Origin of the sequence: Brachybacterium tyrofermentans (genome assembly GCF_014897585.1) — a bacterium.
In the GTDB taxonomy this organism is placed as follows: domain Bacteria; phylum Actinomycetota; class Actinomycetes; order Actinomycetales; family Dermabacteraceae; genus Brachybacterium; species Brachybacterium tyrofermentans.
Map to the genome: position 1 here is coordinate 67,728 of NZ_JABUXW010000019.1, position 26,050 is coordinate 93,777.

At 69.5% G+C, this 26,050-nt stretch carries 26 protein-coding genes; 7 read left to right on the top strand and 19 right to left on the bottom strand.

The window, feature by feature from the left end:
* Positions 1–2 precede the first annotated feature (2 nt).
* The 5 genes from INT49_RS14570 to INT49_RS14590 form a co-directional block, all read right to left on the bottom strand.
* Positions 3–386, bottom strand: coding sequence for an HNH endonuclease (locus INT49_RS14570; RefSeq protein WP_193118472.1), 384 nt, complete (start codon positions 384–386; stop codon positions 3–5).
* Entirely contained in the window at positions 383–1,243 is an 861-nt protein-coding gene (gene bet / locus INT49_RS14575; RefSeq protein ID WP_193118473.1) for a phage recombination protein Bet, read from the bottom strand. The genes INT49_RS14570 and bet overlap by 4 nt, the downstream gene beginning before the upstream one ends.
* A gap of 2 nt (positions 1,244–1,245) precedes the next feature.
* Positions 1,246–2,193, bottom strand: a complete 948-nt coding sequence (locus INT49_RS14580) for a YqaJ viral recombinase family nuclease (RefSeq protein WP_193118474.1) — start codon at positions 2,191–2,193, stop codon at positions 1,246–1,248.
* Positions 2,194–2,274: 81 nt separating this feature from the next.
* Positions 2,275–2,460, bottom strand: coding sequence for a helix-turn-helix domain-containing protein (locus tag INT49_RS14585; RefSeq protein WP_319021636.1), 186 nt, complete (start codon positions 2,458–2,460; stop codon positions 2,275–2,277).
* 25 nt (positions 2,461–2,485) lie between these two features.
* On the bottom strand, positions 2,486–2,704 hold the full coding sequence (locus tag INT49_RS14590; RefSeq protein ID WP_193118475.1) for a helix-turn-helix domain-containing protein: 219 nt from the start codon (positions 2,702–2,704) through the stop codon (positions 2,486–2,488).
* A 175-nt stretch (positions 2,705–2,879) separates the two neighbouring features.
* Between INT49_RS14590 and INT49_RS14595 the strand changes: the two genes are divergently transcribed.
* Genes INT49_RS14595 through INT49_RS14605 form a run of 3 tightly spaced genes read left to right on the top strand, consistent with a single transcriptional unit; the run spans position 2,880 to position 4,802 of the window.
* Positions 2,880–3,290 (top strand): helix-turn-helix domain-containing protein, encoded by a 411-nt coding sequence (locus tag INT49_RS14595; RefSeq protein WP_193118476.1) that lies wholly within the window; start codon positions 2,880–2,882, stop codon positions 3,288–3,290.
* Positions 3,244–3,642 (top strand): ImmA/IrrE family metallo-endopeptidase, encoded by a 399-nt coding sequence (locus INT49_RS14600; protein ID WP_264298771.1) that lies wholly within the window; start codon positions 3,244–3,246, stop codon positions 3,640–3,642. The genes INT49_RS14595 and INT49_RS14600 overlap by 47 nt, the downstream gene beginning before the upstream one ends.
* Positions 3,639–4,802, top strand: coding sequence for a tyrosine-type recombinase/integrase (locus INT49_RS14605; protein WP_193118478.1), 1,164 nt, complete (start codon positions 3,639–3,641; stop codon positions 4,800–4,802). Before INT49_RS14600 ends, INT49_RS14605 begins: the two co-directional genes overlap by 4 nt.
* A gap of 270 nt (positions 4,803–5,072) precedes the next feature.
* On the opposite strand, the gene INT49_RS14610 is transcribed toward INT49_RS14605, so the two are convergent.
* From INT49_RS14610 to INT49_RS14640, 7 genes are all read right to left on the bottom strand, one after another.
* Positions 5,073–6,296 (bottom strand): Gfo/Idh/MocA family protein, encoded by a 1,224-nt coding sequence (locus tag INT49_RS14610; protein WP_319021637.1) that lies wholly within the window; start codon positions 6,294–6,296, stop codon positions 5,073–5,075.
* Positions 6,286–7,059, bottom strand: a complete 774-nt coding sequence (locus tag INT49_RS14615; RefSeq protein WP_193118479.1) for a ThuA domain-containing protein — start codon at positions 7,057–7,059, stop codon at positions 6,286–6,288. The genes INT49_RS14610 and INT49_RS14615 overlap by 11 nt, the downstream gene beginning before the upstream one ends.
* Positions 7,060–7,529: 470 nt before the next feature.
* The gene (locus INT49_RS14620) at positions 7,530–7,883 is read right to left on the bottom strand and encodes a hypothetical protein (protein WP_226850598.1); all 354 of its coding nucleotides are present in this window, start codon (positions 7,881–7,883) and stop codon (positions 7,530–7,532) included.
* Between the two features lie 65 nt (positions 7,884–7,948).
* Positions 7,949–8,527, bottom strand: coding sequence for a histidine phosphatase family protein (locus tag INT49_RS14625; protein ID WP_193118481.1), 579 nt, complete (start codon positions 8,525–8,527; stop codon positions 7,949–7,951).
* Positions 8,528–8,533: 6 nt separating this feature from the next.
* Positions 8,534–10,243, bottom strand: coding sequence for an FAD-binding oxidoreductase (locus tag INT49_RS14630; protein WP_193118482.1), 1,710 nt, complete (start codon positions 10,241–10,243; stop codon positions 8,534–8,536).
* Positions 10,240–11,229: a lysophospholipid acyltransferase family protein gene (locus INT49_RS14635; protein ID WP_226850600.1), complete on the bottom strand. Its 990-nt coding sequence runs from the start codon at positions 11,227–11,229 to the stop codon at positions 10,240–10,242. Before INT49_RS14635 ends, INT49_RS14630 begins: the two co-directional genes overlap by 4 nt.
* A gap of 4 nt (positions 11,230–11,233) precedes the next feature.
* A complete protein-coding gene (locus INT49_RS14640) occupies positions 11,234–12,010 on the bottom strand; it encodes an SDR family NAD(P)-dependent oxidoreductase (RefSeq protein ID WP_193118483.1) in 777 nt (258 codons plus the stop codon).
* A gap of 145 nt (positions 12,011–12,155) precedes the next feature.
* Between INT49_RS14640 and INT49_RS14645 the strand changes: the two genes are divergently transcribed.
* Entirely contained in the window at positions 12,156–14,432 is a 2,277-nt protein-coding gene (locus tag INT49_RS14645; RefSeq protein WP_193118484.1) for an HAD-IB family hydrolase, read from the top strand.
* A 272-nt stretch (positions 14,433–14,704) separates the two neighbouring features.
* On the top strand, positions 14,705–15,604 hold the full coding sequence (locus INT49_RS14650) for a hypothetical protein (RefSeq protein WP_193118485.1): 900 nt from the start codon (positions 14,705–14,707) through the stop codon (positions 15,602–15,604).
* Between the two features lie 116 nt (positions 15,605–15,720).
* On the opposite strand, the gene INT49_RS14655 is transcribed toward INT49_RS14650, so the two are convergent.
* The 5 genes from INT49_RS14655 to INT49_RS14675 form a co-directional block, all read right to left on the bottom strand.
* A complete protein-coding gene (locus tag INT49_RS14655; protein ID WP_319021638.1) occupies positions 15,721–16,593 on the bottom strand; it encodes an amino acid ABC transporter ATP-binding protein in 873 nt (290 codons plus the stop codon).
* Positions 16,593–17,597 (bottom strand): amino acid ABC transporter permease, encoded by a 1,005-nt coding sequence (locus INT49_RS14660; protein WP_193118486.1) that lies wholly within the window; start codon positions 17,595–17,597, stop codon positions 16,593–16,595. Before INT49_RS14660 ends, INT49_RS14655 begins: the two co-directional genes overlap by 1 nt.
* Positions 17,594–18,538, bottom strand: coding sequence for an ABC transporter substrate-binding protein (locus tag INT49_RS14665; protein WP_193118487.1), 945 nt, complete (start codon positions 18,536–18,538; stop codon positions 17,594–17,596). Before INT49_RS14665 ends, INT49_RS14660 begins: the two co-directional genes overlap by 4 nt.
* A gap of 75 nt (positions 18,539–18,613) precedes the next feature.
* Positions 18,614–20,809, bottom strand: a complete 2,196-nt coding sequence (locus tag INT49_RS14670) for an ABC transporter ATP-binding protein (protein WP_226850602.1) — start codon at positions 20,807–20,809, stop codon at positions 18,614–18,616.
* Complete coding sequence (locus INT49_RS14675) at positions 20,809–22,545, bottom strand: ABC transporter ATP-binding protein (protein WP_193118488.1); 1,737 nt, start codon at positions 22,543–22,545, stop codon at positions 20,809–20,811. Before INT49_RS14675 ends, INT49_RS14670 begins: the two co-directional genes overlap by 1 nt.
* Positions 22,546–22,937: 392 nt before the next feature.
* Between INT49_RS14675 and INT49_RS14680 the strand changes: the two genes are divergently transcribed.
* A complete protein-coding gene (locus INT49_RS14680; RefSeq protein ID WP_193118489.1) occupies positions 22,938–23,642 on the top strand; it encodes a DUF6318 family protein in 705 nt (234 codons plus the stop codon).
* A gap of 140 nt (positions 23,643–23,782) precedes the next feature.
* Here the strand turns inward: INT49_RS14680 and INT49_RS14685 are convergent, their stop codons facing one another.
* Positions 23,783–23,983, bottom strand: a complete 201-nt coding sequence (locus INT49_RS14685) for a hypothetical protein (RefSeq protein WP_193118490.1) — start codon at positions 23,981–23,983, stop codon at positions 23,783–23,785.
* Between the two features lie 444 nt (positions 23,984–24,427).
* Here INT49_RS14685 and INT49_RS21585 point away from each other — a divergent pair, with 444 nt between their 5' ends.
* On the top strand, positions 24,428–25,090 hold the full coding sequence (locus INT49_RS21585) for a DUF559 domain-containing protein (protein WP_319021639.1): 663 nt from the start codon (positions 24,428–24,430) through the stop codon (positions 25,088–25,090).
* A gap of 290 nt (positions 25,091–25,380) precedes the next feature.
* On the opposite strand, the gene INT49_RS14695 is transcribed toward INT49_RS21585, so the two are convergent.
* The gene (locus INT49_RS14695) at positions 25,381–26,037 is read right to left on the bottom strand and encodes a class I SAM-dependent methyltransferase (RefSeq protein ID WP_319021641.1); all 657 of its coding nucleotides are present in this window, start codon (positions 26,035–26,037) and stop codon (positions 25,381–25,383) included.
* Between the last annotated feature and the right edge of the window lie 13 nt (positions 26,038–26,050).

Here is a 26,050-nt window from a genome sequence, read left to right on the forward strand (position 1 = left end):
GGTCATGCTCCCTTTCGGGTCGTGGTGGTCTCGGGCGAGGTCTTCCCGTCCGAGGTGAGGAACAGCAGCTGTCCCTCGTGGTCGATGGGCTGATAGCGCGGGTCTGCGTGCTGTGAGACCAGCCAGCCCTGCTCACGAGCTGCGGTCCGGTGCATTTCGACCCAGCCGTGGCACCCCGTCGTCCCGGAGCCGCACAGCAGCACGAGATTCGAGGGGTCGTTGATCAGCGGGTCGCGGGTCCCGCCCATGCCTCGCGGCTTGCGGTGGTGGATCTGCCACGTGTGCACGCCGCACATCCGGCACCGGTCGCGGTCCCGCCAGCGGACCAGCTCTCGCGTGTCCACGTCGGGGCCGGTGCTGCGCGCCCGGCTGCGGCGGCGGATCACGCTGCGGCCTTGAGGTCGTTCGAGCGCTGGGTGAACACAGCCCGCAGGCCGTCGTTCATCGCGCCCTTCTCGGCGGCTTCGGCCCACAGCGCCCGCAGCGTCTCCACGTCCGGCGTGAAGTTGATTGCGTCGAGCCACTGCTGCTGCACCGGGCGCACCTCCGGCTCGTCCTCCACGACCTCGGCCTCGATCACGCCGTCCTCGTCAGCCACCGGCTCTGCAGCACGCGGCTGCTGCTGCGTCTGCTGCGTCTGCTGCTGCTGTGCCTGCTGCGCGGGCTGCGCCGGGGTCCCGGCCTGATCCATTTCCTCGGTGGAGTACAGGCCCGAGAGGTCCTGCGGGAACGCCTTCCGCAGCGCCAGCATCTCGGCGCACTTCGCGATCATCAGCGACGGCATCTTGTCCCACATGGGACCGCCCGCCGCGTAGGCCGAGAAGTTGGCGACCGCGTACAGCGGCTCGCGGAAGTCGGCGCGGTGGACACCGACGCGAGCTGCAGCCGGTGGCTTGTTGTCCAGCCAGACCTCGGTCCAGGTCTGCCCGTCACCGGTCCACTCGACCGGGGTCTGCCCGGCGTACTTCCCGGAGCGCTCCGCGATGAGGCGTGCCCCGTCGATGCTGATCTGGATTCCCCAGCGGCCCTTGCGGCAGATCGCGTAGATCTGGCGGGCGATGGGGTCCAGCTGCGTGCGCTGGCAGTGTGCGAGGAACGCCTCGACGGTGGCACGCGGGGCCAGCTCTTGCGCCCCGTTGCGGCCCTTCGTCACCAGGCCAGCGGCCTCGACGATTGCCTTCTCCTGATCGTTCCAGTTCGCGGCGTTGCCATCCTTCGGCAGTGCAAGCTCAGTCGTGGTCATGGTCATGCTCCCTTCACGGTGAAGCGGCGGTAGCTCTTGCCCTGCCGCATGTACTTCTCGGTGTCGATCCCGTCCTCCTGCAGCGCGTCCTTCGACAGCGACTTGCGCCCGTTGGTCGTCTTCCAGGTGGCGAGCACGCGCCCGTCAGAGATCAGCTGTTCGGCGTCTCCCATCTCGGACTGGATCGAGGCCCGCAGATCCTTTTCCTCGGCGCTCAGCTCCTTGATCTGCGCCTGCAGCTGCGTCAGGCGCTGCAGGTCCTGCACGGTGTCGTCCCACGGCTCAAGCTCGACCGTGGAGCCGTCCACCGAGGTCGGGTACGCCAGCGGCATATCCCCCGGCGTGGTCGGCTCGGGCTGCGCTCCTGCAGTGACCTGCTCCCAGAACTCGGTCGCTTCGAGCACCAGGTCCTCGATCAGCTGCTCGTCGCGGTCGAACGGGCCGAGGATGATCGGCTGGCGGTCCACCTCAGCGATGAACCACAGCTGTGTGCGCCCGGTGACGTGGGCGTACCAGTGGTTCTGCACCCACGCCTTCGCGGGCACGATCCCGGCCTTCCAGTCCTTCGCCGCGTCGGTGTAGGCCCCGGTCGTCTTGATCTCGAGGATCCCGTCGCGTCCGATCAGTCGGTCCGGGTTCGCCAGCTGCCAGGGCTGGTCCTTCCGTGCCCAGGTGCCGGTGTTGCGGACCTTGAGGCCGGTCCGCTCGGTGAAGATGCGGGCGAGGGCAGGCTCTCGGGAGTGTCCGAAGTCGAACATTGCCTGCAGCTCGGGGCTGATCACCTCGGGTTCGGCCAGGCCGACCTTTTCGCGCCAGAGGGCGAATCGGGATGCGCTGCCGGTGTGCAGGTCGGCGGCGTTGCTGCCTCCGAAGCCTTCGGTGCGCTGGTTCTTCCATTCCTCGGTGCCGTCTGCTGCGGCTCGGAGGATCTGCTGGGCGGTGGCGGTCATCGGTTCTTCCTCTCGTGCAGGTGGTTCGCGATGGTGATGCTGACCATCAGCAGCAGGCAGAGGCCCTGCCAGGCGTAGAGGTCAAGCACTGGCGCTCACCTCGTGGGTGGAGAACCAGGCGGCGAGGGCGTCGGCGTGGTAGCGGACGATGCGGCCCTGGCGGACGTAGGCCGGTCCTTTCCCGAGGTATCGCCAGTTGGCGAGGGTGTCGGGGCTGATTCGCAGGTGGTCTGCGACTTCGTCGGGGGTCATGAGCTGGGTGTTCACGTGTGGCTCCTTCGGGGGTGGCGGTTCAGGCGGCGATGATCACGAGGCCCATCACGTCGCGGCCTGGGAATGCTTTCTGCAGCCCGGCGACGAAGCGTGTGGATGGGCCATTGCGTCCGGCGAGGACGCGGGAGACGGTCGCGGGGTCTACGCCCATGCGGCGGGCGAGGTCTGCGTTCGAGGCGATGCCCTCGGCGTCGCGGTATGAGGTGAGTCGGTCCGCGTCGATGGTGAAGCTGGTCAAGGTCGGTCACCCCCTCTCTCTGTTGGTGTTGCACTGCTGCACTGAACACTACCCACAACCATTGCAGTTGTGCAACCCGGTGACCAGCGGAACATTGCGTAACCGCACGTTGCGGTCTGGTTACGTACAGCTAGAACGGTTGTCGTCGTTGCGCACGCGCAATACGATCCCGAGTATGGAACCCGCCTGGATCGCCTGGATACGAGACATTTCAGACCACGCCCCCGACCGCCAAGTCGCCGCGAAGATCGGCATCGCGCCCTCCACCGTTGGCCGGTGGCAGGACTACCCGCCGAAGATCGACGCCGTAGTCAAGCTGGCCCGCGCCTACGGAGTGCCCGTAGCTGACGGCCTGCTCGCATCCGGCTACGTCCAGCCCGGAGACCTCCGCACGCCGCGCTACGAGCGCGACCTCGGGCGCTTCACCGCGTCCGAGCTGCTGGCAGAACTCGCCCAGCGTGTGACCCCCGACGGTCAGCAGCTGCACGCGCAGATCACCAGCCCCAACGACTACGGGGAGGAGCCCGACCCAAATGCATATGACCTCGCTGCCGGACACGTCGCCCGACCTGACGCGCCTCGTTGAGCACGCACACGAAAGCGGCATCCGTGTCTGGTGGAGACACCTCGACGACTGCGACGGAGCCTGGTCCGCGCCGCACCGCTCGATCTGGATGCGCCCTGACCTCACCTCACGTGAGTCCCGGTCGCTGCTCGCGCACGAGCTAGGTCACGCCTACTACGGCGACTCCGGCCCGCAGTCCAGCGCTGCGGAGTCCCGCGCCTGGCGGTACGCCGCATGGCTGCTGATCGACGGCCACGCCTACTCCGACGCCGAGCACACCATGGGGCCTCACCTCGGCGGACTCGCGGAAGCCCTCGACGTGACCACCTCGGTCGTCGAGGGGTTCCGGTCGCTGATCGGCAGCGCGCCATGAAAGACACCGCGCACCCGAAGGTCAAGTCCTACACCGACAAGCGCAGCGGAAAGCCCCGCTACCTCGTCCGCTACCGGCAGGCCAACGGCAGGCAGACCACCAAACGCGGCTTCACCACGAAGCGCGACGCCGAGGCATGGCTCACCGACACCGAGAGCGCGAAGCGACGCGGGGAGTACGTCACCGTCTCGGCAGGACGTGCCCGCATCGGGGACCTCGCACAGCCGTGGCTCGACGGGAAAGCCGTCCGCGTGAAGCCGTCCACCTGGGCCGCTCTGGACACCGCCTACCGGGTCCACGTCGAGCCGCATTGGGCCGACGTGGCTGTCTCCCAGGTCCTCACCAGCGATGTGCAGGCCTGGGTGCGGGAGCTGTCTGCCGGGAAGTCCGCGACCGTCGTCATCCGGGCGCACGGAGTCCTCGCGGGCGTCCTTGAGACAGCCGTCCGTGACCGCCGCATCGTGGCGAACCCGGCGCGAGGGGTGGAGCTGCCCCGCAAGGTCCGTCGCCCCTCCCGCTACCTGTCGCATATCGAGGTCGAGCGCGTGGCGCGGTCCTCGCGGCACCCGGCCCTCGTCTACCTGCTCGCGTACGGCGGGCTGCGATGGGGTGAGGCGACCGCGCTGCGGGGCACGCAGGTAGACCGCGCCCGAGGCCGGGTGAGGATCGACGAGACGGTGGTCTGGGTCAGAGGTAAGCCGGTGATCGGCCCTCCCAAGACGCACGAGCGCCGGACGGTGGCTCTGCCCCGCTTCGTGGTGGAGCAGCTGCCGGACACCGGCCCCGGTCTCCTGTTCCCTGGCGTGCGCGGAAAGTACATGACCGCGCCGACGAAGGCGGGGCACGCTGCCGACGGCTCCCCGCTGGTGACTCGTTGGTGGGAGGCTGCGCTGCAGCAGGCCGAGCTGCCGTACATGCCGCCGCACGACCTCCGGCACACTGCCGCCTCGCTGGCGGTCCAGTCCGGTGCCTCGGTCAAGGTGGTGCAGCGGATGCTGGGCCATGCCTCGGCTGCGATGACGCTGGACGTGTACGCGGATCTGTTCGACTCGGATCTGGACGAGGTGGCCGAATCGCTGCAGGCGCGACGTGACCACGATTTGAGCACAAGCGTGCCGGATTCTCCCCCGGCTCTAGGGATGCTGCGGGTAGTTCGGTGATGTGCTCCACGCACGATCATTCTGTGACCTGGGACGATGAGTAGGTTTCGAATCCCTTCGGGCGCACCGCAGGATGAAGCCCCTCACAGCACCGAGAAGTGCTGTGAGGGGCTTCTTCGTGCACTCTGCCTGTCTCTGCGGACTCGGGATGATGCCGGGGCCCGCGCGGGGCTCCAGCTCTCGAAGCCACGGCAGCAGACCCCCTGAATGCGCCGGACCCGGCAGGCCAGCGATCGGCCTACCGGGTCCGGTGTCGTCCTGCAGGGCTGGTCACTGCGCGGCGGCGAGCACCTCGCGCACCGAGCTCCAGGACTGCATGAGCTCGCGGGCACCTTGATGGGCCTCCGCAGCGATCGCCTCGAGACGGGCCTGCTCGAGCAGCTCGTCGATCTCGACGCGCTGTCCGCGCTCCACGGAGGCGACGGCCGCCTCGACCATCGCGAAGCTGAGCAGGTTCTCGTGCACCTCGCACATCGGAGTGCGCCCTTCACGCAGCGCGCTGACGAACTCGATGAGCGAGGCGGCGATCTGGTCGGGCTCCTCCCCCGTCTCGGCGTCCACAGCGGCCTGGAGGCGCTCGGTGGCGGCCTCGTCCTCGGTGCCGAGCACAGGCACCCCCTTGCCGTCCCAGGTGGCCGAGCCCTGCTGGGCCCCGATCCGCCACTCGCTGTTCCAGTAGGTCGGCAGCCCGCGGGCGTTCCAGGTGCCGTTGTAGACGAACAGCGACCCGTCGGACATCTCGAAGGTCGCCGTGACGGTGGCGTCGTGCTCGTACACGCTCCACTCGGGCTGGGCGCCGCGCGCGGTGACCGCGACCGGGTCGGCATCCATGATGTAGCGCGCGGTGTCGAAGGCGTGGATGCCCATGTCCCGCAGCAACGGATGCTGCTGCGTGCGCCGGTAGCCCTCCATCTCGGTGAACAGCGAGAAGAAGGCGCTGGTGAGCACCGTCGGCCCGTGTGCGGCGACGAAGCTGCGCAGCTGGCGCACCTGGCGGAAGAACCGCCGTGACTGGGACACCATGAACGGCACCCCCGTCAGCTGGGTGTGCGCGAGCAGGCTGATCGCCTCGTGCAGGTTCTCGGTGACCGGCTTCTCGCCGAGCACCGGGATCCCGGCGTGCAGCGCCTTCACGGTGACGGGGTGATGGGCGACCGGCACGGTGGGATCGATCAGCAGATCCGCGCCGACCTCCAGGGCCAGGTCCACGCCGTCGGTGCCTGCGGCGATGGCCGACGGATCGGCCGCGCCGGACTGCTCGATGACCTTCTGCGGGGCGCCCTCGACGAGGTCGGCGACGCCCACCAGCTCGGCGACGCCGCTCGCGACGACCTCGCGGGCCCACCAGCTGCCCATGCCGCCGGCGCCGACCACGACCACGCGGGCCGGACGGTCCGAGGGGAGCTTCGGGAAGCCGGTCAGGTGCGGCGCGAGGGTCGGCGCGGCGGAGGTGTCGGTACCGTGCCCGGCGGTGATGTCGAGATCAGATGACACGCGTGGTCGCCTCCGGCCCGTCCTCGCGGAACCAGTCGCGCGGAGCGTTGGCGATCTTCACGGGCTCGGCCGGTCGATCCTCGGGGCGGGCCCACACCACGGCGTTGGCCAGCACGCGCTGGATCTCGCTCTGCCGGTAGACGGGGTACTCCTGGTCGCCGGGGCTGAAGTAGAAGACCTTGCCCTTGCCGCGGCGGAAGGCGGCGCCGGAGCGGAACACCTCGCCGCCGGCGAAGGAGGAGACGAAGACGAGCTCGTCGGGCGCCGGGATGTCGAACATCTCGCCGTACATCTCCTGGGCGGGGATGACGATAGGGTGCGGGACCCCGCGCGCGATGGGGTGGGAGCCGTTGACGGTCCACACCCGCTCCTCCTCGCCCTCGTTGCGCCACAGCAGCGAGCAGGTGGTGCCCATGAGCGCCTTGAACGGCTTGGAGTAATGGGCCGAGTGCAGCGGGATCAGACCCATGCCCTCGTGGACGCGACGCACCACCCGGGCGACGACCTCGTCGGGCACGTCCTCGTGGGCCATGTGGCCCCACCAGGTGAGCACGTCGGTCTCGGCGAGGGCCTCCTCGGAGAGGGTCTCCTCGATGTCGTCCAGCAGGGCGATCCGCACCTCGGCGTCGACGCCGTCGGCCGCGAGCACGTCGCGCAGGCCGCCGGCGATCACGGTGTGCATGCCCTCGGGGTAGATCTCCTGGACCTTCGGGTCGACCTTCTCGTGCCGGTTCTCGCCGAACACGGCGATGCGCAGTGTCATTGCAATCCTCTGTGATGTGGAAGGTGCGCCGAGGGCTACCCCGTCAGCGCGGTCCGTCCATCGTAGGGGTGGATTCCCACGAGGGAAACGTTCTGTCCACGACGCGCCGCATCCGGTGTGTCGAGCGCGGGATCGCGCGCCCCCACGGTGCCCGCACGAGGCAGAGGGGAGACCGATGTGCGGCCGACGCGAAGCCGCCTGCGTCGTCGCCTTCCGGGCCGACTCGCCCGTGGCGGCACACGGGCGAACCGTGACCCGTCTGTGACGCATTACTCACCAGTAGCCAACTATGGTCGTCGACGGGTTCCCTCAATGGCGAGGGGACCTGCCCGCCTGACGAGCAGGCCCTCCGCCCGCAGGCACCCGATCTCCTGCGCGGCGCGTCCTCAGGCCCTGCGCGATCTCAGACTCAGCGCGGTCTCAGGCACTGCACGGTCTCAGGCACTGCGCAGTCTCCAGCGTGCGCGGCCTCAGGCTCTGCGCACCTGCACGAGAAGGCCCAGGTGCTCGAGGTGCGCCTCGAGGGCGTCGGCGGTCTGCTGATGCGCACGGGCCGCACGGCGACGGCCGAGGGACCCGCCGAGTGCCGCACCCGCTCCCTCACCCCAGCGGTACCGGACCTCGGTGCCGGGCTCCCGCTCCCGGAGCTCCACCGGTGCGGTCAGGAAGAACCCCTCTCCCGCCAGGGCACCGAGCAGGATGGTGCGCCGGCGGCTGCCGCACTCGTAGTCGATGCGGCCCTCGCCGCGCTCCCGGCGGGCCCAGCCGCGGTCGTGGAAGAAGGCGTCGAGGAGCTCCTGTGCCTCCGTGCGCCCGCCGCTCACCACGAAGACCACTCCAGGGACCGCTCCCGGCGCCCCGTGCGCCCCTCGCGCCGACCGCGCATCGCTCACAGGCGGGCCGACCCGATCCGACGCAGCTCGGCGTTGCCCAGGTGCGGGACGTCCCGATGGTCGTGCGGATCCATGCCCTCCCCGATCGCGAGGGCGATCTGCAGGATGTCCCCGTGGGCGACGAGCACGACGGGGGCGTCGGCCGCAAGGGCATCCGCGGCGCGGAGCACCTGGTCCACACGGGCCGCCACGACATCGACCTGCTCCACGTCGTCGGCATGTTCCCCGCGCGCCCGGTCGACCGACCACACCAGGTCATACGCGCTCGCGGGGCCCTCGTCGTGCGTGCCGAAGCCCCGCTCCCGCAGCCGTTCGTCGAGCCGGGGCGCGGCGGCCCCGATCCCGTGGGCGAACTCCTCGGCGGTCTGCAGGGCCCGGGCGAAGTCGCTGGAGACGAGGAGCGTCGTCTCTCCCAGCCCCTGCTCGAGAGCGCCGCGCGCCGTGGCCTGCGCCTGGCGTCGGCCCAGAGCGGTCAGGCCCACCTGCGTCAGGGCGCGCGGCCCGGGCAGCGAGACGATCCGCCCCTCCACGTTGGCGGTGGATTCCCCGTGCCGCAGCACCCAGACGTCACTCATGGCCGCTCAGGGCGTGGTGACCTTGCCCGGGTTGAGGTTCCGCCCGGGGTCGTTGTCGGCGAACAGGCCCTTGACCATGCGCACGCCGACCTCGCCGATGTCCTCGGTGATCCACGGCTGATGCTCGGTGCCCACCGCGTGGTGGTGGCTGATCGTCGAGCCCTGGTCCACGAAGCTCTGCTGCACCGCGTTCTTGGCCGTGAAGTACTGCTCGAGAGCCTCCTCGTGCGAGGAGTACGGGAAGGCGAAGGTGAAGTAGAGGCAGGCCCCGGCGTGGTAGCTGTGCGACATGTGGGAGAACATGAAGCCCGGCAGGCCCTGCTGCTTCTGCGCCGTGTGGAACGCCTCGAAGGCCTTCGCGTGCACGGCGTTGAGGTTCGACCAGGTCGCGCCGGTGTCGCAGACGTCGCCGAAGACCTGGTAGTTCAGCATGAAGTCGCGCAGGTACGGGGTGTCGAACTTCTTCTGGTCGTAGATCGCCCCGGGGCCCGCGCCCAGCGTGATGCCGCCGGCGTGCTTCACGATCTTCTTGACGATCGACTTCTGCTGGTCGACGGACTCCTTCGAGCCCTCGAAGCACACGTAGGAGATCGACATCTCGTTCGTGGTGTCCCAGCCCTTCGAGCGCAGGTAGGCGAACAGCCCGTCCTGCACCTTCGAGGCGACCTTGCCCTTGGTGGAGCTGGGCTCCTTGACCATGGCGAGGCTGAACTCGGTCTCGGGACCGTCGGAGAGCCGGGTGAAGGTGGGCGAGACGTCGGTGGAGCGGGCGATCGCGTGCATGCCGCGGATGCCGTGCTCCCAATCCGGGTACATATAGGCGATGACCTGGCGCACCGGCGCGAGGCGATGCACCTGCACGGTCGTCTCGGTGATGATGCCGAGGCGGCCTTCGCTGCCCAGGATCATCTCGTGCACGCTGGGTCCCGAGTCGCGCCCCGGGATCGCCTTGGTGTGCGCGATGCCGTCGGGGTGGACCATGCGCAGCCCGCGCACGATGTCCTCGATGTCGCCGTACTTGTCGGACTGCATGCCCGAGGAACGGGTCGCGGCCCAGCCGCCGAGGGTCGAGTAGGTGAAGGAGTCCGGGAAGTGGCCGACGGTCCAGCCCAGGGCGTTGAGCTGCTCCTCGAGGTCGGGACCGTAGACGCCGGCCTCGACGCGCGCGAGGCCCGCGGTGTCGTCGATCTCGAGGACCTCGCGCATGCGGCCGAGGTTCATGGTGAGCACGGGACGCTGCTCGGTGACGTCGGGCGTGACCGAGCCGGAGATGCAGGAACCGCCGCCGTAGGGGATCAGCACCAGGTCCTTCTCCAGGACGATGCGGAGGATCGCGGCGACCTCCTCCTCGGAGTCCGGGTAGATCACGGCATCGACCAGGCGCTCGAAGTCACCGGCGCGCACGCGGAAGAGGTCGGGCAGCGAGCGGCCGAAGGAGTGGAGCACGCGGTACTCGTCGTCGTCGACCAGGTTCTCCTCGCCGACCACGCCGGTCAGCAGCGCACGCACGTCGGCGGGCATCCGGCTCGAGGGCACGTCGAAATCGGCCAGATCGGGCTCGACCGGGGTGTCCTTCGCCGCGAGATCCACGCCGATCTTGTTCTTCGCGAGCGGGGCGAAAGCGGGCTTGTTGTCGTACCGGAAGGTGACGTCGTCCAGACCCCACCCCCACCACTTGTGCCGCTTGACCTCTCGGGCGCTCAGCCGGTCGCTCATGCGGTTTCCTCCTCGTCCGGGGCGTCCGCGCCCAGGACCTCGTCGTGATGCTGCTCGTACAGGTCTTTGACGCGCCCGCGGATCCGGTCGGAGAAATCGACCGCGGATTCGTCCTCGTCGGAGATGATCGGCTCCCCGAAGACGACGCGCACCGGAGGGCGGCCCTGCGGCCAGTTCCGGCCCTTGGGCATCGCCTCGTAGCCTCCGACGATCGCCGCCGGGATGACGGGCACGCCGACGCTGATCGCGAGGGCCGCTCCGCCGGGTTTGAAGCTGGTCATCTGGCCGCTGCTCTGGCGACCGCCCTCCGGGAAGACCAGGATCGGCACTCCGGCGCGCAGGAGCTTGCGCGAGGTGCCGGAGTTCTTGCGGTTGCCGCCACGATCGATCGGGAAGGCGTTGAGCATGGTGCGCACGAAGATCCGACGGAAGAAGTGATCGAACCAGTAATCGGTCGCCACCCCGGTGGAGAGCAGGCGACCCTGGGCCCACGGCAGGCTGAGCGCCAGCAGGGGCCCGTCGACATGGCTGGTGTGGTTCGCGACCAGCACGAACGGCCCCCGGACGCTCTTGACGCGCCGGTGCATCACGACCTGCGGGGTCACCGCGGACCTCACGACCATCCGGAAGATCACCCGCTGCAGCACGAAGCGGACCCCCGAACGCCATCGTGAGCGGTACTTCGCGAGATCCCCCTCGGGCTTCTCCCAGCCCTCGCCGCGCGAGCGGGCCGAGAGCGACTCCATGAGGCGTCGGCCGGCGCCGGGCTGCTTCGCCTCGCCGGCCGGACCGTCAGGAGCGTCACCGCCGGACTCCCCCTCGGCGTCCTCATCGGTGTCGACGAGGTCGTCGGCAACCGCGTCGGCGTCCTCGACAGAGCCAGAGGGGTGCACGTGGCCTGCGGCGCCACCGGATCGCGCCGGGAAGGCGCCGCCGGCAGGATCGACGGTGTCCTCGGGGTCCTGCGCGGAGTTCTGCGGGGTCATGCGATCACTTCTCCCGGCTGCGACGGTGGCTGAGCAGTGCGCTCAGTCGGGCCACGATCCCACGAGGAGTCGTGCGCAGGACACCGGCGATCCCCTTCCAGCGCAGTGAAGGGATCGAGACCGGCTTCCCGCGGGCCACATCGCGCAGGCACTCCTCGACCAGGCGGTCGGCGTCGAGCCACAGGACGCCCGGGATCGAGGACCCCTTGATCCCTGCGCGGTTGTGGAACTCGGTGCGCACCCAGCCCGGCATGAGCGCGGTGACCTGCACGCCGGTGCCTGCCAGCTGAACTCCGAGCGACTCGGAGTAGTTGCCCACCCAGGCCTTGATCGCGGAGTAGTTGTTCTGGGTCACCAGGGCGCTCACGGACCCCACGTTGATGATCCAGCCACGGCCGCGCTCGCTCATCCCCCGGCCTGCCGCGCCGCCGAGCTTCAGCACGGCGCGGATCATCACCTCGAAGCCGAGGTCGTGCGCGGAGATGTCCTCGTCGAGAAGGCTCGCCTTCACCGAGAAGCCGGCGTTGTTGACGAGCACGTCGACCGGGTTCGTCGCCGCGACGAGGCGGTCGGCGACGCGCTGCTGCGCCTCGCGGTCGGAGAGGTCGGCGACGATGGTCTCGACCTCGACGCCGTACTCGCGCCGAAGCTGCGCGGCGGATTCGTCCAGGCGGGAAGGGTCACGCGCGACAAGAACGAGGGAAGCTCCGCGACCAGCGAAAGCTCTCGCGAAAGCGGCCCCGATGCCCGCGGTGCCACCGGTGATCAGGGCCCTATGCATGGCGGCTACGATACACTAGAGCCGCCCTGACCAGCGCGGGAAACACCCCTGGTGAGGCCGTCCCGAGGCGCGGCGAACGCGACTCGCTCGAGGCTCGGGCGCCATAACTTCCACGTCCTGCCGTACCCGTCCATAGAGGGAATCCATGTCGAACAGCACACCGTCCGCCGACCAGTCCGCCAGCAGCGGCGGGCACCGCGACGGGGATCGCCGGATCCTGCTGACCGGCGTCACAGGATTCCTGGGCCAGGCGGTCCTGCGGTCCCTCCTGGAGACCACCGACAACACCTACATCACCGCCGTGGTGCGCCCCAAGGGCTCCCTCAGCGGGCTCAAGCGCCTCGAGCAGCTGCTGCGCAAGCCGGTCTTCTCCTCCTGGGCCGACGCGCTCGGCGAGGGTGGCAAGGAGACCGTGAAGGCTGCGTTCGACGCCCGGGTCTCCGTGCTCGAGGGCGACCTCACCGATATGCCCGCCATCGAGGATCCTTTCGACGTCGTCATCCACTCGGCGTCGTCGGTCTCCTTCGACCCGCCGATCGACGAGGCCTTCCGCACCAACGTCGGCGGGGCGCGGAACCTCTACGAGGCGCTGCTCGCCTCCGGCCAGGACCCGCACGTCATCCACGTCTCGACCGCCTACGTCGGCGGCATCGCCAAGGGCCTCCGCCAGGAGGGATCGCTGCAGACCGACGTCGACTGGCGCGCCGAATACCAGGCCGCGGTCGACGCCCGCACCCGGGTCGACGCCGAGTCCCGTCGGCCCGAGACCCTGCGCTCCCAGATCCGCGGCGCGACGCTGCGCACCGGCCGCATGGGTCCCAAGGCCGTCGCCTCCGCCTCCGAGGAGGCCCGCCGCGCCTGGGTCGACGAGCGCCTGGTCGACTTCGGCCGCACCCGCGCCCAGTCCGTGGGCTGGACCGACATCTACACCTTCACCAAGGCGATGGCGGAGCAGGTCGCCGAGGAGCTGTGGACCGCCAACGGCCACCGTGTCTCCTTCGTGCGGCCCTCGATCATCGAATCCGCCGTCCAGAACCCGTATCCGGGCTGGATCGACGGCTACAAGGTCGCCGACCCGCTGATCATGGCCTACGGCCGCGGCGCCCTGCCCGAGTTCCCGGGCCTGGCGGACTCGATCCTCGACGTCATCCCCGTGGACTTCGTGGTCAACGTGATCGTGGCCCTGGCCACCCAGGACGTCTCCCGTCGTGGCGACGACGCCTACTACCAGGTGGTCTCCGGCGCCTCGAACCCCCTGCCCTTCCACGAGATGTTCACCGCGGTGCGCGAGTACTTCGTGGAGAACCCGCTCGAGGACGACGAGGGCAAGGCCATCGAGGTCCCCGCCTGGACCTTCCCGGCCGTGGAGATGGTCGAGCAGCGCTTCCGGGCCAAGGAGCTCGCCGCGAAGGCCGGGGCAACCGCCGTCGCCTACCTCCCCGCCACCAAGCGCACCCGGGCGTGGACGTCGGACCTGCACAAGGCGACGTCCGGGCTGACCACGCTGCGCATGTACATCGAGCTGTACCGCCAGTACACGAAGACGGAGATGGTCTTCGACGACGCCAACACGCGCGCTCTGCGCGAGGAGCTCTCACCCGAGTTCCTGGAGGGGCATGACTTCGACGTCACCGGGATCGATTGGCGCGAATACTTCATGACGCAGCACCTGCCGGCCGTCACCGACCTCACCAAGGCGTACTCCCGGGCGAAGTCCGCCCAGCGCAAGCGCACCTCGCGCCCCGCCCCGGAGCTCAAGCAGAACGAGAACGCCCTGGCTGTCTTCGACCTCGACGGCACCGTGCTCGCCACGAACATCGTCCAGCAGTACTTCGCGGTGGTGCGTGCGACGCGTCCTCGCCGGTCCTGGCCCGCCGAGATCGGTGGCCTGCTCGCCGCCGTCCCCGGGTACCTGCGGGCGGAGAAGCGTGACCGCTCCGAGCTGATCCGCACCGTGAACCGCCGCTACAAGGGATACCGCAGCGACGAGCTGCGCTCCCTCATGCAGGGTGAGGCCGGGCGCCGCATCCGCGCGTCGATCCGTCCCGAGGCCCTCGAGACGATCGAGCGCCACCGCGCCGCCGGGCACCGGACCGTGCTGGTCAGCGGCGCGCTCGACGTGCTCGTGGAGCCGCTCGCGGGCCTGTTCGACGAGGTCGTCGCCACCCATATGGACGAGAACGCCTCCGGGGTCATGACCGGCTACCTGGCCACTCCCCCGCTCGTCGACGAGGCCCGCGCGAACTGGCTGAGCAAGTACGCCGACCTCCACGGCGCGGACCTCGCCGCCTCCTACGGCTACGGCGACTCCCACGCCGACGCCGCCTGGCTCGAGCTGGTCGGCTCCCCCACCGCCGTCTCCCCGGACCTCGGCCTGTACGGCGTGGCGAAGAAGAAGCGCTGGCAGATCCTGGAGTGGTGAGCCTCTGAGCCTGGTGAGCCGGTGAGCGGACCGCTCCTCCGGACGTGATCGACACGCAGCCCCGTCGCCCAGCGACGGGGCTGCTTCGTGTGCGGGCGAGGGTCGCTCGCGAGCGCCCGTGGGGAGGACGGCACGGGGACTCCTCCCCATCGCGCCTGGCCAGGAAGCCTCCTACTGTCATATCCAGGTCGAGCGGCAGATCCCGGGCGGGAGCTGCGAGGCCCCGGGGCAGCGAAGGACGCGGTTCCGGATCCAGCCGAGAGGGGACCATCATGACCAGGACGATCTACGCCCGCGGAGCAGCTCTGGCCGCCGCGACCATGCTTGCGCTGACCGCATGCGGCGGCTTCGGCGAGACCGAGGCCGAGCGTGAGCCGGCCGAGCAGGGCCAGGAGCAGGATCGCGAGGGCGAAGGCGAGGGCGACGAAGACGGCGCCGGCGCTGACGAAGGCACGTCGGAGGACGGTTCCTCCGCGAGGGAGGGCGACGACTCCGACAGCGACACCTCCGACGGCACCGGGTCCGGCGACGAGGGCGCCGACAAGGGGGCAGAGGGCGACAGCGCAGAGGGCGAGGACGCAGGCACGGACGACGCTGAGGGCACCGGCTCCGATGCCGATTCCGACACCGACACCGACACCGGTACCGACACCGCCGGTCAGAGCGACGACGCCGCCGAAGGTGAGGACGCCGCCGCGGGCGAGGACACCGCTGCTGCCGCCGGCGAGTCCACCGTCGTCGAGATCGGCACCGAGCTCGTCGACGAGGAGACCGGGGACGTGGTCACCATCCTCTCCGCAGTGCGGGGCAACCCCACCGACTTCTACGCCGCGACGGACAACCCCGACGGCGAGATGATCTACCTCGAGGTGGCTGTGACTCCCGGTGGCCAGTACGGCGGGGTCGTCAGCCAGTCCGACTTCTACCTGGAGGACGACGGCGAGGAGGTCAACTACGCGGCGAGCGCCGACGATGAGCTGACCGCCGCGGGCTTCGAGTACTTCGAGGGGGCACCGCGTCGCGACGGCGAGGCCACCGGCTACATCCCGATCTACGTCGAGACCACGGGCGACACCCTCACCGGCTCATACGTGCGGCCCGAGGCCGAGGTCATCGGCGAGGACACCGTGATCCCCGAGTTCCGGGGCGAGTTCGAGATCCCGGCCGTCTGATCGCCGCGGTCGGGGACCAGCCACCGGCCCAGCGAGAGGCCACAGCACAGCAGGGGCGCACCGCTATCGCGATGCGCCCCTGCTGTGCTGCTCCGGACCGAGGGCCACGCCTCCGGTCAGAGCACCGAGGCGAGGAAGTCCTGGAGTCGGTCGGACTTCGGGCTCTCGATGAGCTCCTGGGCGGTTCCCTGCTCGACGATCATGCCCTCGTCCATGAACACGACCCTGTCGGCGACCTCGCGGGCGAAGCCCATCTCGTGGGTCACCACGATCATCGTCATCCCGCCCTCGGCGAGCTCCTTGAGCACGGCGAGCACCTCGGCGACGAGCTCCGGGTCCAGGGCGGACGTCGGCTCGTCGAAGAGCATCAGCTCGGGCTCCATGGCCAGGGCGCGGGCGATCGCGACGCGCTGCTGCTGGCCGCCGGAGAGCTCCGAGGGGTAGTGGTCGGCGCGGTCGGACAGCCCCACCCTCTCGAGCAGGGCGAGCGCGGACTCCTTCGCCTCGGCCTTGGAGCGGCCGAGCACCTGGATCGGTGCCTCCATGATGTTCGCCAGGGCGGTCATGTGCGGGAACAGGTGGAAGCGCTGGAAGACCATGCCGATGCGGGAGCGCTGGCGCGCGATCTCGGCGCTGGGCAGCTTCTGCCAGCGACCGTCGGCCAGGGGCTCCTCGGCGTAGCCCTGGGTGACGCCGGCGATGCGCACGCGCCCCGCCGTCGGCTCCTCGAGCTGGTTGATGCAGCGCAGCAGAGTGGACTTGCCCGAGCCGGAAGGGCCGATCAGCACGGTGACCTCGCCCGGTGCGACCGAGAGCTCGCAGTCCTTGAGCACGTGGAGGTCGCCGAAGGCCTTGTGGATGCCCTCGAGCTGGATCAACGGTGCGGCGGGCGCCGAACCAGCAGCAGCGGGATCGCGAGTGGCAGCCGAATCGCCAGTGGCAGCGGGATCGGGCGTGGCGGCAGGATCGGGCGTGGCGGCGTGGGTCATCAGAGCTCCACCTCCGGGAGCGAGTCCTTGGGGGTCGTGCCGGAGTTGTTCACGGCGGACTGGCGCGAGCGCTTCGGGGCGGCGCCGCCCGGGCGGTCATCGAACCCGCGGCCGAAGTAGCGCTCGAGGAAGAACTGGCCCACCATCAGCACGCTGGTGATCGCGAGATACCAGATCGCGGCCACGATCAGCAGCGGTATCGGGGCGTAGAGCTTGTTCGAGATCGCATTGGTGGCGAACGTCAGGTCCAGGGTGAAGGGCACGGCGAGCACGAGCGAGGTCGTCTTCAGCATGCCGATGGTCTCGTTGCCCAGCGGAGGCACGATCACGCGCATGGCCTGCGGGATGATGATGCGCCGCAGGATGTTGCCGTTGCCCATGCCGAGCGCCTTGGAGGCTTCCGTCTGCCCCTTGTCCACGGAGTTCAGGCCCGAGCGGATGATCTCGGCGAGGTAGGCGCCCTCGTTCAGGCCCAGGCCCACCACGGCCGCCCAGAACGCCGGGAAGTAGTCGCGGGTGGAGAAGGAGAACCACTCGGGGCCGAAGGGCACGCCGAGCGCGATCTTGGGGACGATCACGGTGAACAGGCCCCAGAACACCAGCTGGGTGTACACCGGGGTCCCGCGGAAGATGAAGATGTACGCCCAGGAGACGCCGCGCAGCACCGGGTTCTCGCTGCGGCGCATGATCGCGGCGGCGAGGGCCACGACGGTGCCGAGCACCATCGCGAGCACGGTGATCAGCAGCGTCCAGCCCACGCCCTGGACCACCTTGACGTCCAGGATGTAGGTCGCCACCGTGGGCCAGTCGAAGACCGGGTTGGTGACGAGGAAGTTGATCAGGCCCACGACGACCAGCGCGACGACGACGGCGCTGATCCAGGTGCCGGGGCGCGGACTGTGCTTGGCGCGGATCCGGTCCGGGATCGGGTCGGCGGCGCGACGGCCGGTCGCGGGACCTGCCGAGGCTGCGCCGGAGGCGGGGGCGGGGGTCTGTGTGCTCACTGCTGCGGGTCCACTTCCGAGGTCTCGATCATGCCGTTCTCGTTGCCCCAGGCCACGAGGATGTCGCGGAGGGCGCCGGAGTCGATGAGGTGCTGCACCGCCGCGCGGATCGCCTCGGCCAGCTCCGGCTGGTCCTTGGCGACGACGATGCCGTTCAACGCCGCGTCCTCGATCTCGCCGACCTCCTCGAGGGTGCCGCGCGAGCGGTCCACCGCGTAGGCGACGACGGGCGAGTCTCCGATCAGCACGTCGGCCTTGCCGCCGGCCACCGCGGTCGCGGCGTCGGCGTTGCCGACGTAGGGCTGGTCGACGATGCCGTCGCCGCCCGCGTCGCGGCACTCCTGGTCGCGCTCGACGACGACGTCGTCCATATAGGTGCCCACCTGGTGGGCGACGCGGGTGCCGCACAGGTCCGGCGGGGTGATGTCGTAGGGGTTCCCGGTCTTCACGGCGTAGGACATCCCGGCCGCGAAGTAGGACACCATCGAGACCTGCTCGAGGCGTTCGGGGTTGATCGTGAAGCTCGAGATCCCGACGTCGTACTTCGAGCCGATCGACGGGATGATCTGCGCGAACACCGCGGATTCGGTGCGGGTGGTCAGGCCCAGCACCTTGCCGATGGCGGCGAGGATGTCCATGTCGTAGCCGACCGCCCCTCCCCCGGAGCCGACGAACTCACCGGGCGCGTAGTTCAGGGCGGCGCCGTTGACCAGCTCACCCCGCTCGCGGATCTCGGCGGGCACGAGGGCGGCGAGCTCGGGCTGCTCCTCGATGCTGTCGACGTCGACCTCAGGGATCGCGTTGGTCTCGGCGTCCAGGCGCACGGAAGCGTCAGTGCAGGCGGCCAGAGCCGGCGCGAGGACCGCGCCGCCCAGGGCGAGCGGCAGCGCGCGCAGCAAGGTGCGCCGACGGGGAGGCCGACGAGAGCGGAGGGAAGTCACGGGTGAATAGTATTCACATGGATGCATGAAAACAAACCGATGTTGGGTGGTTCACCGCGACGGCCGCGGAGCCCCTCAGCCCAGCTGCATGCTGCCGGTCTCGGTGGAGGGCTCCTCGTCGTGGGCGGCGTCGTGGGCGGCATCGTGTCCGGCGAGCTCCTCCTCCGCGTCGATGTCCACGGCGGCACCCTCGAACTGCGAGCGGTACAGCCGGGCGTAGGCCCCGCCGGTCGCCAGCAGCTGCTCATGGTTCCCCTGCTCGACGATGTCGCCGTCCTCCATCACGAGGATGAGGTCCGCGTCGCGGATCGTGGAGAGGCGGTGCGCGATCACGAAGGAGGTGCGGCCCTCGCGCAGGCGGTTCATCGCGTTCTGGACCAGCACCTCGGTGCGCGTGTCCACGCTCGAGGTGGCCTCGTCCAGGATCAGCAGGCTGGGCGTGGCGAGGAAGGCGCGGGCGATGGTCATCAGCTGCTTCTCGCCGGCGGACAGCGAGGACTCGTCGTCGTCCACGATCGTGTCGTAGCCCTCGGGCAGCTGCCGGGCGAAGTCGTCCACGTGGGTGGCGCGGGCGGCCTCGAGGACCTCCTCGTCGGTCGCATCCAGGCGCCCGTAGCGGATGTTCTCCCGGAGCGTGCCCTTGAACAGCCAGGTGTCCTGGAGGACCATGCCGGTGCGCTCCCGCAGCTGGGCGCGGGTGAGATCGCGGATGTCGATCCCGTCGATCGTGATCCGGCCGCCGTCGACCTCGTAGAACCGCATCACGAGGTTCACCAGCGTGGTCTTGCCGGCGCCCGTGGGGCCGACGATCGCGACGGTGTGCCCGGGATCCGCGACGAGGGACAGGTCGCGGATCAGCTCGCGCTCGGGGGTGTAGGAGAAGCGCACGTGCTCGAACTCGACGCGGCCCTCGTGGATGCCGGCGGCGGCGGTGTCGAGGGTCGTCTCGGCCTCCTGCTCGTCGGCGTCCAGCAGCTCGAAGACCCGCTCGGCGCTGGCCACGCCGGACTGCAGCATGGTGGCCATCGAGGCGACCTGGCTCAGCGGCTGGGTGAACTGGCGGGAGTACTGGATGAACGCCTGCACGTCGCCGAGGGTGAGCTGGCCGGAGATGATCCGCAGCCCGCCCACGATCGCCACGACCACGTAGCTGAGGTTCCCCACGAACATCATCATCGGCATGATCAGCGAGGAGACGAACTGCGCGCCGAAGGTGGCCTTGAACAGCTTCTCGTTGCGCTCCTCGAAGCGCTGCGCGATCTGCTCCCGGCGACCGAAGACGGTCACCAGCGAGTGACCGGTGTAGGCCTCCTCGACCTCGGAGTTCATGACGCCGGTGGCGTCCCACTGCTGGGCGAACAGCTTCTGCGCCTTGGCGCCGACGACCGCTGTGAGCAGCACGACCACGGGGATCACGGCGAGCGCGATCAGGGAGAGCTGCCAGGAGATCGTGAGCATCATGACCAGCACGCCGATGACCGTGAGGATCGAGTTCACGAGCCCCGTCACGGTGTTCATCAGAGTGTTCTGGATGTTGTCGATGTCGTTGGTGACGCGCGAGAGGATCTCGCCGCGCTTCATCTTGTCGAAGTAGGCCAGCGGCAGCCGGTGCAGCTTCTCCTCCACCTCACGGCGCATCCGGTACACCATGCGGTAGATGACCCGGTTCAGGGCGACGCCCTGGATCCACATCAGCAGCGCGGAGCCGACGAACAGCGCCACAGCCAGCGCAAGGGTCTGGTGGAGGGAGGTGAAGTCGATTCCCTCGCCCGGGGTCAGGCGCATCCCCGAGAGCAGATCCGCCATCTGCCCTTCGCCGCGCTCGCGCATCTGGGCGATGACGTCGGCCGGATCGGCTCCCGCCGGAAGGTTCTTGGAGATCAGCCCGGTGAAGATGATGTCGGTGGCGCGGCCCAGGATCTTCGGGCCGACGACGCTGAGCGCGACGGACACGAAACCGATGAGGATCGCGCCGATCATGAAGGCGCGCTCAGGGCCGATCTCGCGCAGCAGGCGCTTGGCCGAGGGCCAGAAGTTCTTGGCGCTCTGCCCGGGGCGCAGGCCGCGCTCGGCGTCCTTCTCGCTGGCGATCTCGTCGGCGGCCTTCGCCTCGTCGCCGGCCGCGGCGTGGCTCGTCGCGGTATCGCCGGCGGACGTGCCATCAGCGGATGTACCGCGGGCCGTCGCATCGCGGGCGGTCGCGTCGCCGGGAGTCGTGCCGTCTGCTGCGCCGCCGGCTGCCGACTCGCGCTTCTTCTGGAAGGGAGACATCAGGCCACCTCCTCCTCGACGCCCTGCGAGCGCACGATCTCCTGATAGGTCTCCGAGGTCTCGAGCAGCTCGGTGTGGGTGCCCTGGTCCACGATGCGCCCGTTGTCGAGCACCAGGATCAGATCGGCGTTGGTGATGGTGGTGACGCGCTGGGCGACGATCAGCATCAGGGCGTCGCGGGTCTCCGGGACCAGCGCCGCGCGCAGCTTCGAGTCGGTGGTGAGGTCCAGCGCGCTGAACGAGTCGTCGAACAGGTACAGCGACGGCTTCGCGGCCAGCGCCCGGGCGATGCACAGCCGCTGCCGCTGACCGCCGGAGACGTTGGTGCCTCCCTGGGCGATCGGCGACTCCAGCTCGGTGGGCATCGCGGCCACGAAGTCGCGGCCCTGCGCGACGCTCAGCGCGTGCCACAGCTCCTGCTCGTCGGCCGCCGGATTGCCGAACCGCAGGTTCGAGGCGACGGTTCCGGAGAACAGGTAGGGACGCTGCGGGACCAGGCCCACCCTCTCCCAGAGCACGCGGGCGTCGAGGTCGCGCACGTCGTGGCCGTTCAGCAGCACGCGCCCCTCGCTCGCATCCATCAGGCGCGGCACGAGGTTCACCAGCGTGGTCTTGCCGGCGCCGGTGCCGCCGATGATCGCGACGGTCTGGCCCGCGTGGGCGGAGAAGGAGATGTTCTCCAGCACCGGGCGCTCGGCGCCGGGATACGTGAAGGAGACGTCGTCGAAGGTCAGCTCGATGGGGCCCTCGATCTCACGCACACCGTCGGTGCGCTGGACCACGCTGGTGTCCGTGTCGAGCACCGCGGAGATGCGCTCGGCGGAGACCATCGCGCGCGGGATCATCATCGTCATGAAGGTCGCCATCATGACCGCGATGAGGATCTGCATCAGGTACGCGATGAACGCGGTGATCGAGCCGACCTCCATCTGGCCGGAGTCGATGCGGGGCGCGGCCACCAGCAGCACCAGCACGCTGGAGACGTTGAGGATGAACATGATGATCGGGTTGATGAGGATCATCAGCAGGCCGATGCGGCGGTTCAGGTCGGTGAGCTGGTCGTTGACCACGCCGTAGCGCTCGCGCTCGCGGTCCTCGCGCACGAAGGCACGCAGCACGCGGATGCCGGTGATCTGCTCGCGCAGCACCCCGTTGATGTCGTCGATCTTGCCCTGCATCTGCTTGAACAGCGGCGCGGCACGGAAGATCAGGATGCCGACGGCGACCAGCATGACCGGCACCATCACGGCGATCAGCCACGCCATGCCCGGCTCCACGCGCAGCGCGAGGACCACGCCGCCGATGCCGGTCACCGGGGCCTGCACCAGCATGTTCAGGCTGAAGAACACCAGCATCTGGACCTGCTGGACGTCGTTCGTGGAGCGGGTGATCAGCGACGGCGTGCCGAACTCGCTCAGCTCGCGCGGTGAGAACGAGGAGACCTTGGAGAACACGGTGGTGCGCAGGTCCTTGCCGACCCGCATCGCCGAGCGGGCGGCGAAGAAGTTCGCGGCCACGAGGGCGATGACGTTGCCCAGCGAGATCAGCAGCATGATCTTCCCGAGCTGCCAGATCACCGGGACGTCCGCCTTGGCGACGCCGTCATCGATGATGTCGGCGTTCAGGGTGGGCAGATAGAGCGCGGCCAGCACGCCGACGATCTGGAACAGCACCACCAGGAGGATCCAGAGCCAGTACGGCTTCACGGACCTCAGGACGAGTCGCAGCAGGGTCACGTGGCTCCTTCGATCACGGCACGGGCCAGACCGTGCCGGTGCGCCTCGGGAAGCTTAGTCCTCCAGGCACGGAAAGGGCATCAGACTTCCGTCGGTCCACCGATCGGTGGAGGGGTCGGCGAGGAGCGATGCGGGCGTTGCGCCGTGGTGGCGAGCGGCCGGACCACGACGTCACCTTCTGGCCTTCGAGACCAGCGGGCCCGAGGGGCCCGGAGCCCACTGACCCGCATTACGCGGAGGGCGTGATCCGCCGGTGTCCACGCGGCGTTCCCAGGCGTCGCCGGGGTGCGGCGCTGAGGTTGACCGGTTCCACAGGGTGCGGGGCAGCGATCGCTCTGCGTGCCGGTCGTCCGCACGGGTTCCGCAGAGGCCCGTGCTCTACCGTGGTGCGCGTGAACCGACCTGTCCAACGCCTCATCATCGCCGTCCTCGCCCTCATCCTGGTGGTCTCCGTGGGAGCCGTCGGGATCAGCTCGCTGACGGGCAACAACCCCGGCGACGACCAGCGCAGTGACGAGCCGACGGCCGCGAACCCGGACGATCGACCCACCGCTGACCCCGCGGATCAGCCCCAGAAGCCCGAAGTGCCCCGCCCCGAGGAGCCCGCCGGGCTCACCGAGCAGACCTCCGACGGCGCGCAGGCCACTCTCACCTACCTGCTCGAGTCGTACACCTACATGATGACCACCGGCGACACCTCCGTGTGGGAGGACTCCGTGGACCCCAACTGCCAGGTGTGCACCACTTTCCTGAGCAACGCCCAGATCCTCAATGAGCAGGGTGGCTACCTCGTCGACGGAGAGTTCGACGTGCGCTCGACGGGCTTCTCCGGCACCGGCGAGCCCCCGGCCACCGGCCAGGTCGTCGCGGACTTCTCGCAGGAGGCCAGCGTGATCGTCGATGACCCGAACCTGCAGGCCAGTCCCGTCGACGCGGTCACCGGGCAGCTGATCGCCCAGGTCGCCTGGGATGGCTCACGCTGGCGCGTGACAGACATGAGCATCGCTCCCCCGGCCTCCAGCGGTGCCTCCGACGCCGGCGGCGCGAGCGACGCGGGTGGGGCTGTCGGCGCGGGTGGGGCTGGCGGCGCGGGATGAACTGCCACACCCCCGTTCAGGATCGGCTTCGTCGGATCCGCCATTCCACGAGGTCTCCTGCGTCGGAATGGGCTGACCTATCCGACGCACCAGACCATGTGCCCTCTCTCCCGGCGCGGTGTAACGCCGCACCCCATCTCTCACCACTGAGCCCGCACCAGCGCCGCGACTACCTTCACGTCCACTAGCGTCAGCAGCGGCAACCGCGGCGGTGGCAGCAGCAGCGGCGGCAGTGTTGGTGGCAGCGGCAGTGTTGGTGGCAGCAGCAGTGTTGGTGGCAGCGGCAGCGGCAGCGGCAGCGGCAGCGGCAGCGGCAGCAACGGTGGCAGATGCGCGGGCACGGGCTGAAGCCGGGACCGCTCGACGCAGAGCAAGCTCTCGGGGACCTTTCCTCCCCAGCAGGCGGCTGTGGATGGTTCAGAGCCCTGACGGCAGGGTCACGCAAAGGTGGGGGCATGCCCCGTGTGCCTGCCCCTCTGCCGGAGAGCCTTCCGTGGTCCGTGTTCACCCGAACCGAGGCTCTTGCGTCGGGACTGAGCCCGGAACGCCTTCGACGCTCCGATCTGGAGAATCTCCGGCCGGGGATGTTCCGACGTCGGAATCGGCCTCTCACGGAGCTCGACCTCTCGCTGGCGCTCTGCCGCAACGATCCGGAGGCGGTTGTCGTCGGTCTCACCGCCGCACGACTGCACTCGTTGCCGCTTCCTCATCCACTCGAGGCCCGGGACGCGCAACTTCCGGTGCATGTCGCGATTCCTGGAGGTCGCAAGGGGTCCGATCGTTTCGTGCGCTGGCACAACTTCCACCTCGCGCGCCGCGACGAAGAATGGCGAGACTTCGCCGCTCCCCGCGAAGACGGCTCGTGGGATCCCGACGTCATCAGCCGACTCCGCATCACGAGCCGTCCGCGGACCTGGCGCGATCTCGCTCCGCATCTTCCCTTCTGGCGGCTCGTGGCGATCGGCGACAGCCTCGTCCGCTCGCCACGGCCCGGTCTGGAGCGGGGAAGGGCCGAACCGTGGTGCACCGTCGAGGACCTGCGGGCGCAGTGCACCGGGCGGTACGCGCGGGCTCTGCACCGAGCACTTGATGAGGTGCGCATCGGGTCCGACTCACCGATGGAGACGCTGCTGCGCCTCGCCTTCCTCCGCGCTGGGTTACCAGCTCCGCTGCTCAACGAGCCGCTGAGGGACGACGGACGGCGTCAGGGGCACGACCCGGATTTCCAATGGCCCGAGTACCGGGTCTGCGTCGAGTACGACGGCGGCTCCCACAACGCGCCTGATCAGGTCGCCCGGGACATCCGTCGCAGTCGCCGTGCATCACAGGCGGGATGGACGGAGCTCCGCCTCCATGCCGAGGACGTCCGGGAGGAATGCGCAGCGGCCGTCGCTCTGGTGACGGCGGCTCTCGAGAAGGCTGGGTGGAAACGAAGCGTCCAGTCCTGAACCGCCCCGGCTCCGCCTGGCGAATCGACGCATCGACGTGGCCGCACGTCGTCTTCCGTCGGTTCGGCGCACCGGCGCACCGGCGCACCGACGCACCGACGGGAGCGCACGTCCTCGCACGTCGAATAGAAGCCTCCGTAGCGACGCATACGACCGCATGCGCCGACACCGGAGCTGCCCGAGGGGCGAACTCATGGCGTCCTGTTGGCGCGCCATCTCGAGGGCAGCACCGGCACGAGATCGGAAAGACGGCCGACAGAGCTCGGTCGTCCCCGACCTCTCGAGCCTTCTCAGTCGGCCGCAACCCGGTAGAGGAACAGGTCGGTCCGGTACGGGAGGCCGATGGTGCTGCCGGGTGCATGGCCGAGATGGTCATGGAGGTACCAGTCGAGGTTCGCGAGGACTTCCGCGCGGCGCTCATCGGAAGCGGTGATGACGTAGCTGCGGGTACGGGCGAGGTCGATGACATCCTGCGTGGGCATCGGGTCCTCCCACTGGTGCACACTGCGGCTCACGAGCCTGAGACCGGCGCCGACGGTGGGATCGAAGTCCTCGCGGTGAACGTCTCCGGCGTGCATGATCCGCGAGAGGCGGTGCACCCAGGGGACCGTCACGTCGAGCATGTTCCACACCAGGGCGAGCACGCCTCCCGGGGCGAGCAGCCGCGTGACCTCGGCGGACGCAGCTTCTGCGTCGAACCAGTGCCACGCCTGGGCGACCGTGACCAGCTCGGCCGAGGAGTCCGGGAGGCCAGTGGCCTCGGCCGGAGCGACCTGCGTGGTGAGAGAGGTGACGGCAGATGGAACGGCAGAACCCGGATCGGCCGACGGGCCCCGCCGCAGCGCGGTCTCGAGCATGGCGCGGCTGGTGTCCACCGCGGTGACGGCGAGGCCCCGCTCGGCGAGTGTCAAGGGACATCGGGATCTCCCTGTGGGCGGACGTTTGATCTCCCTGTTCGCG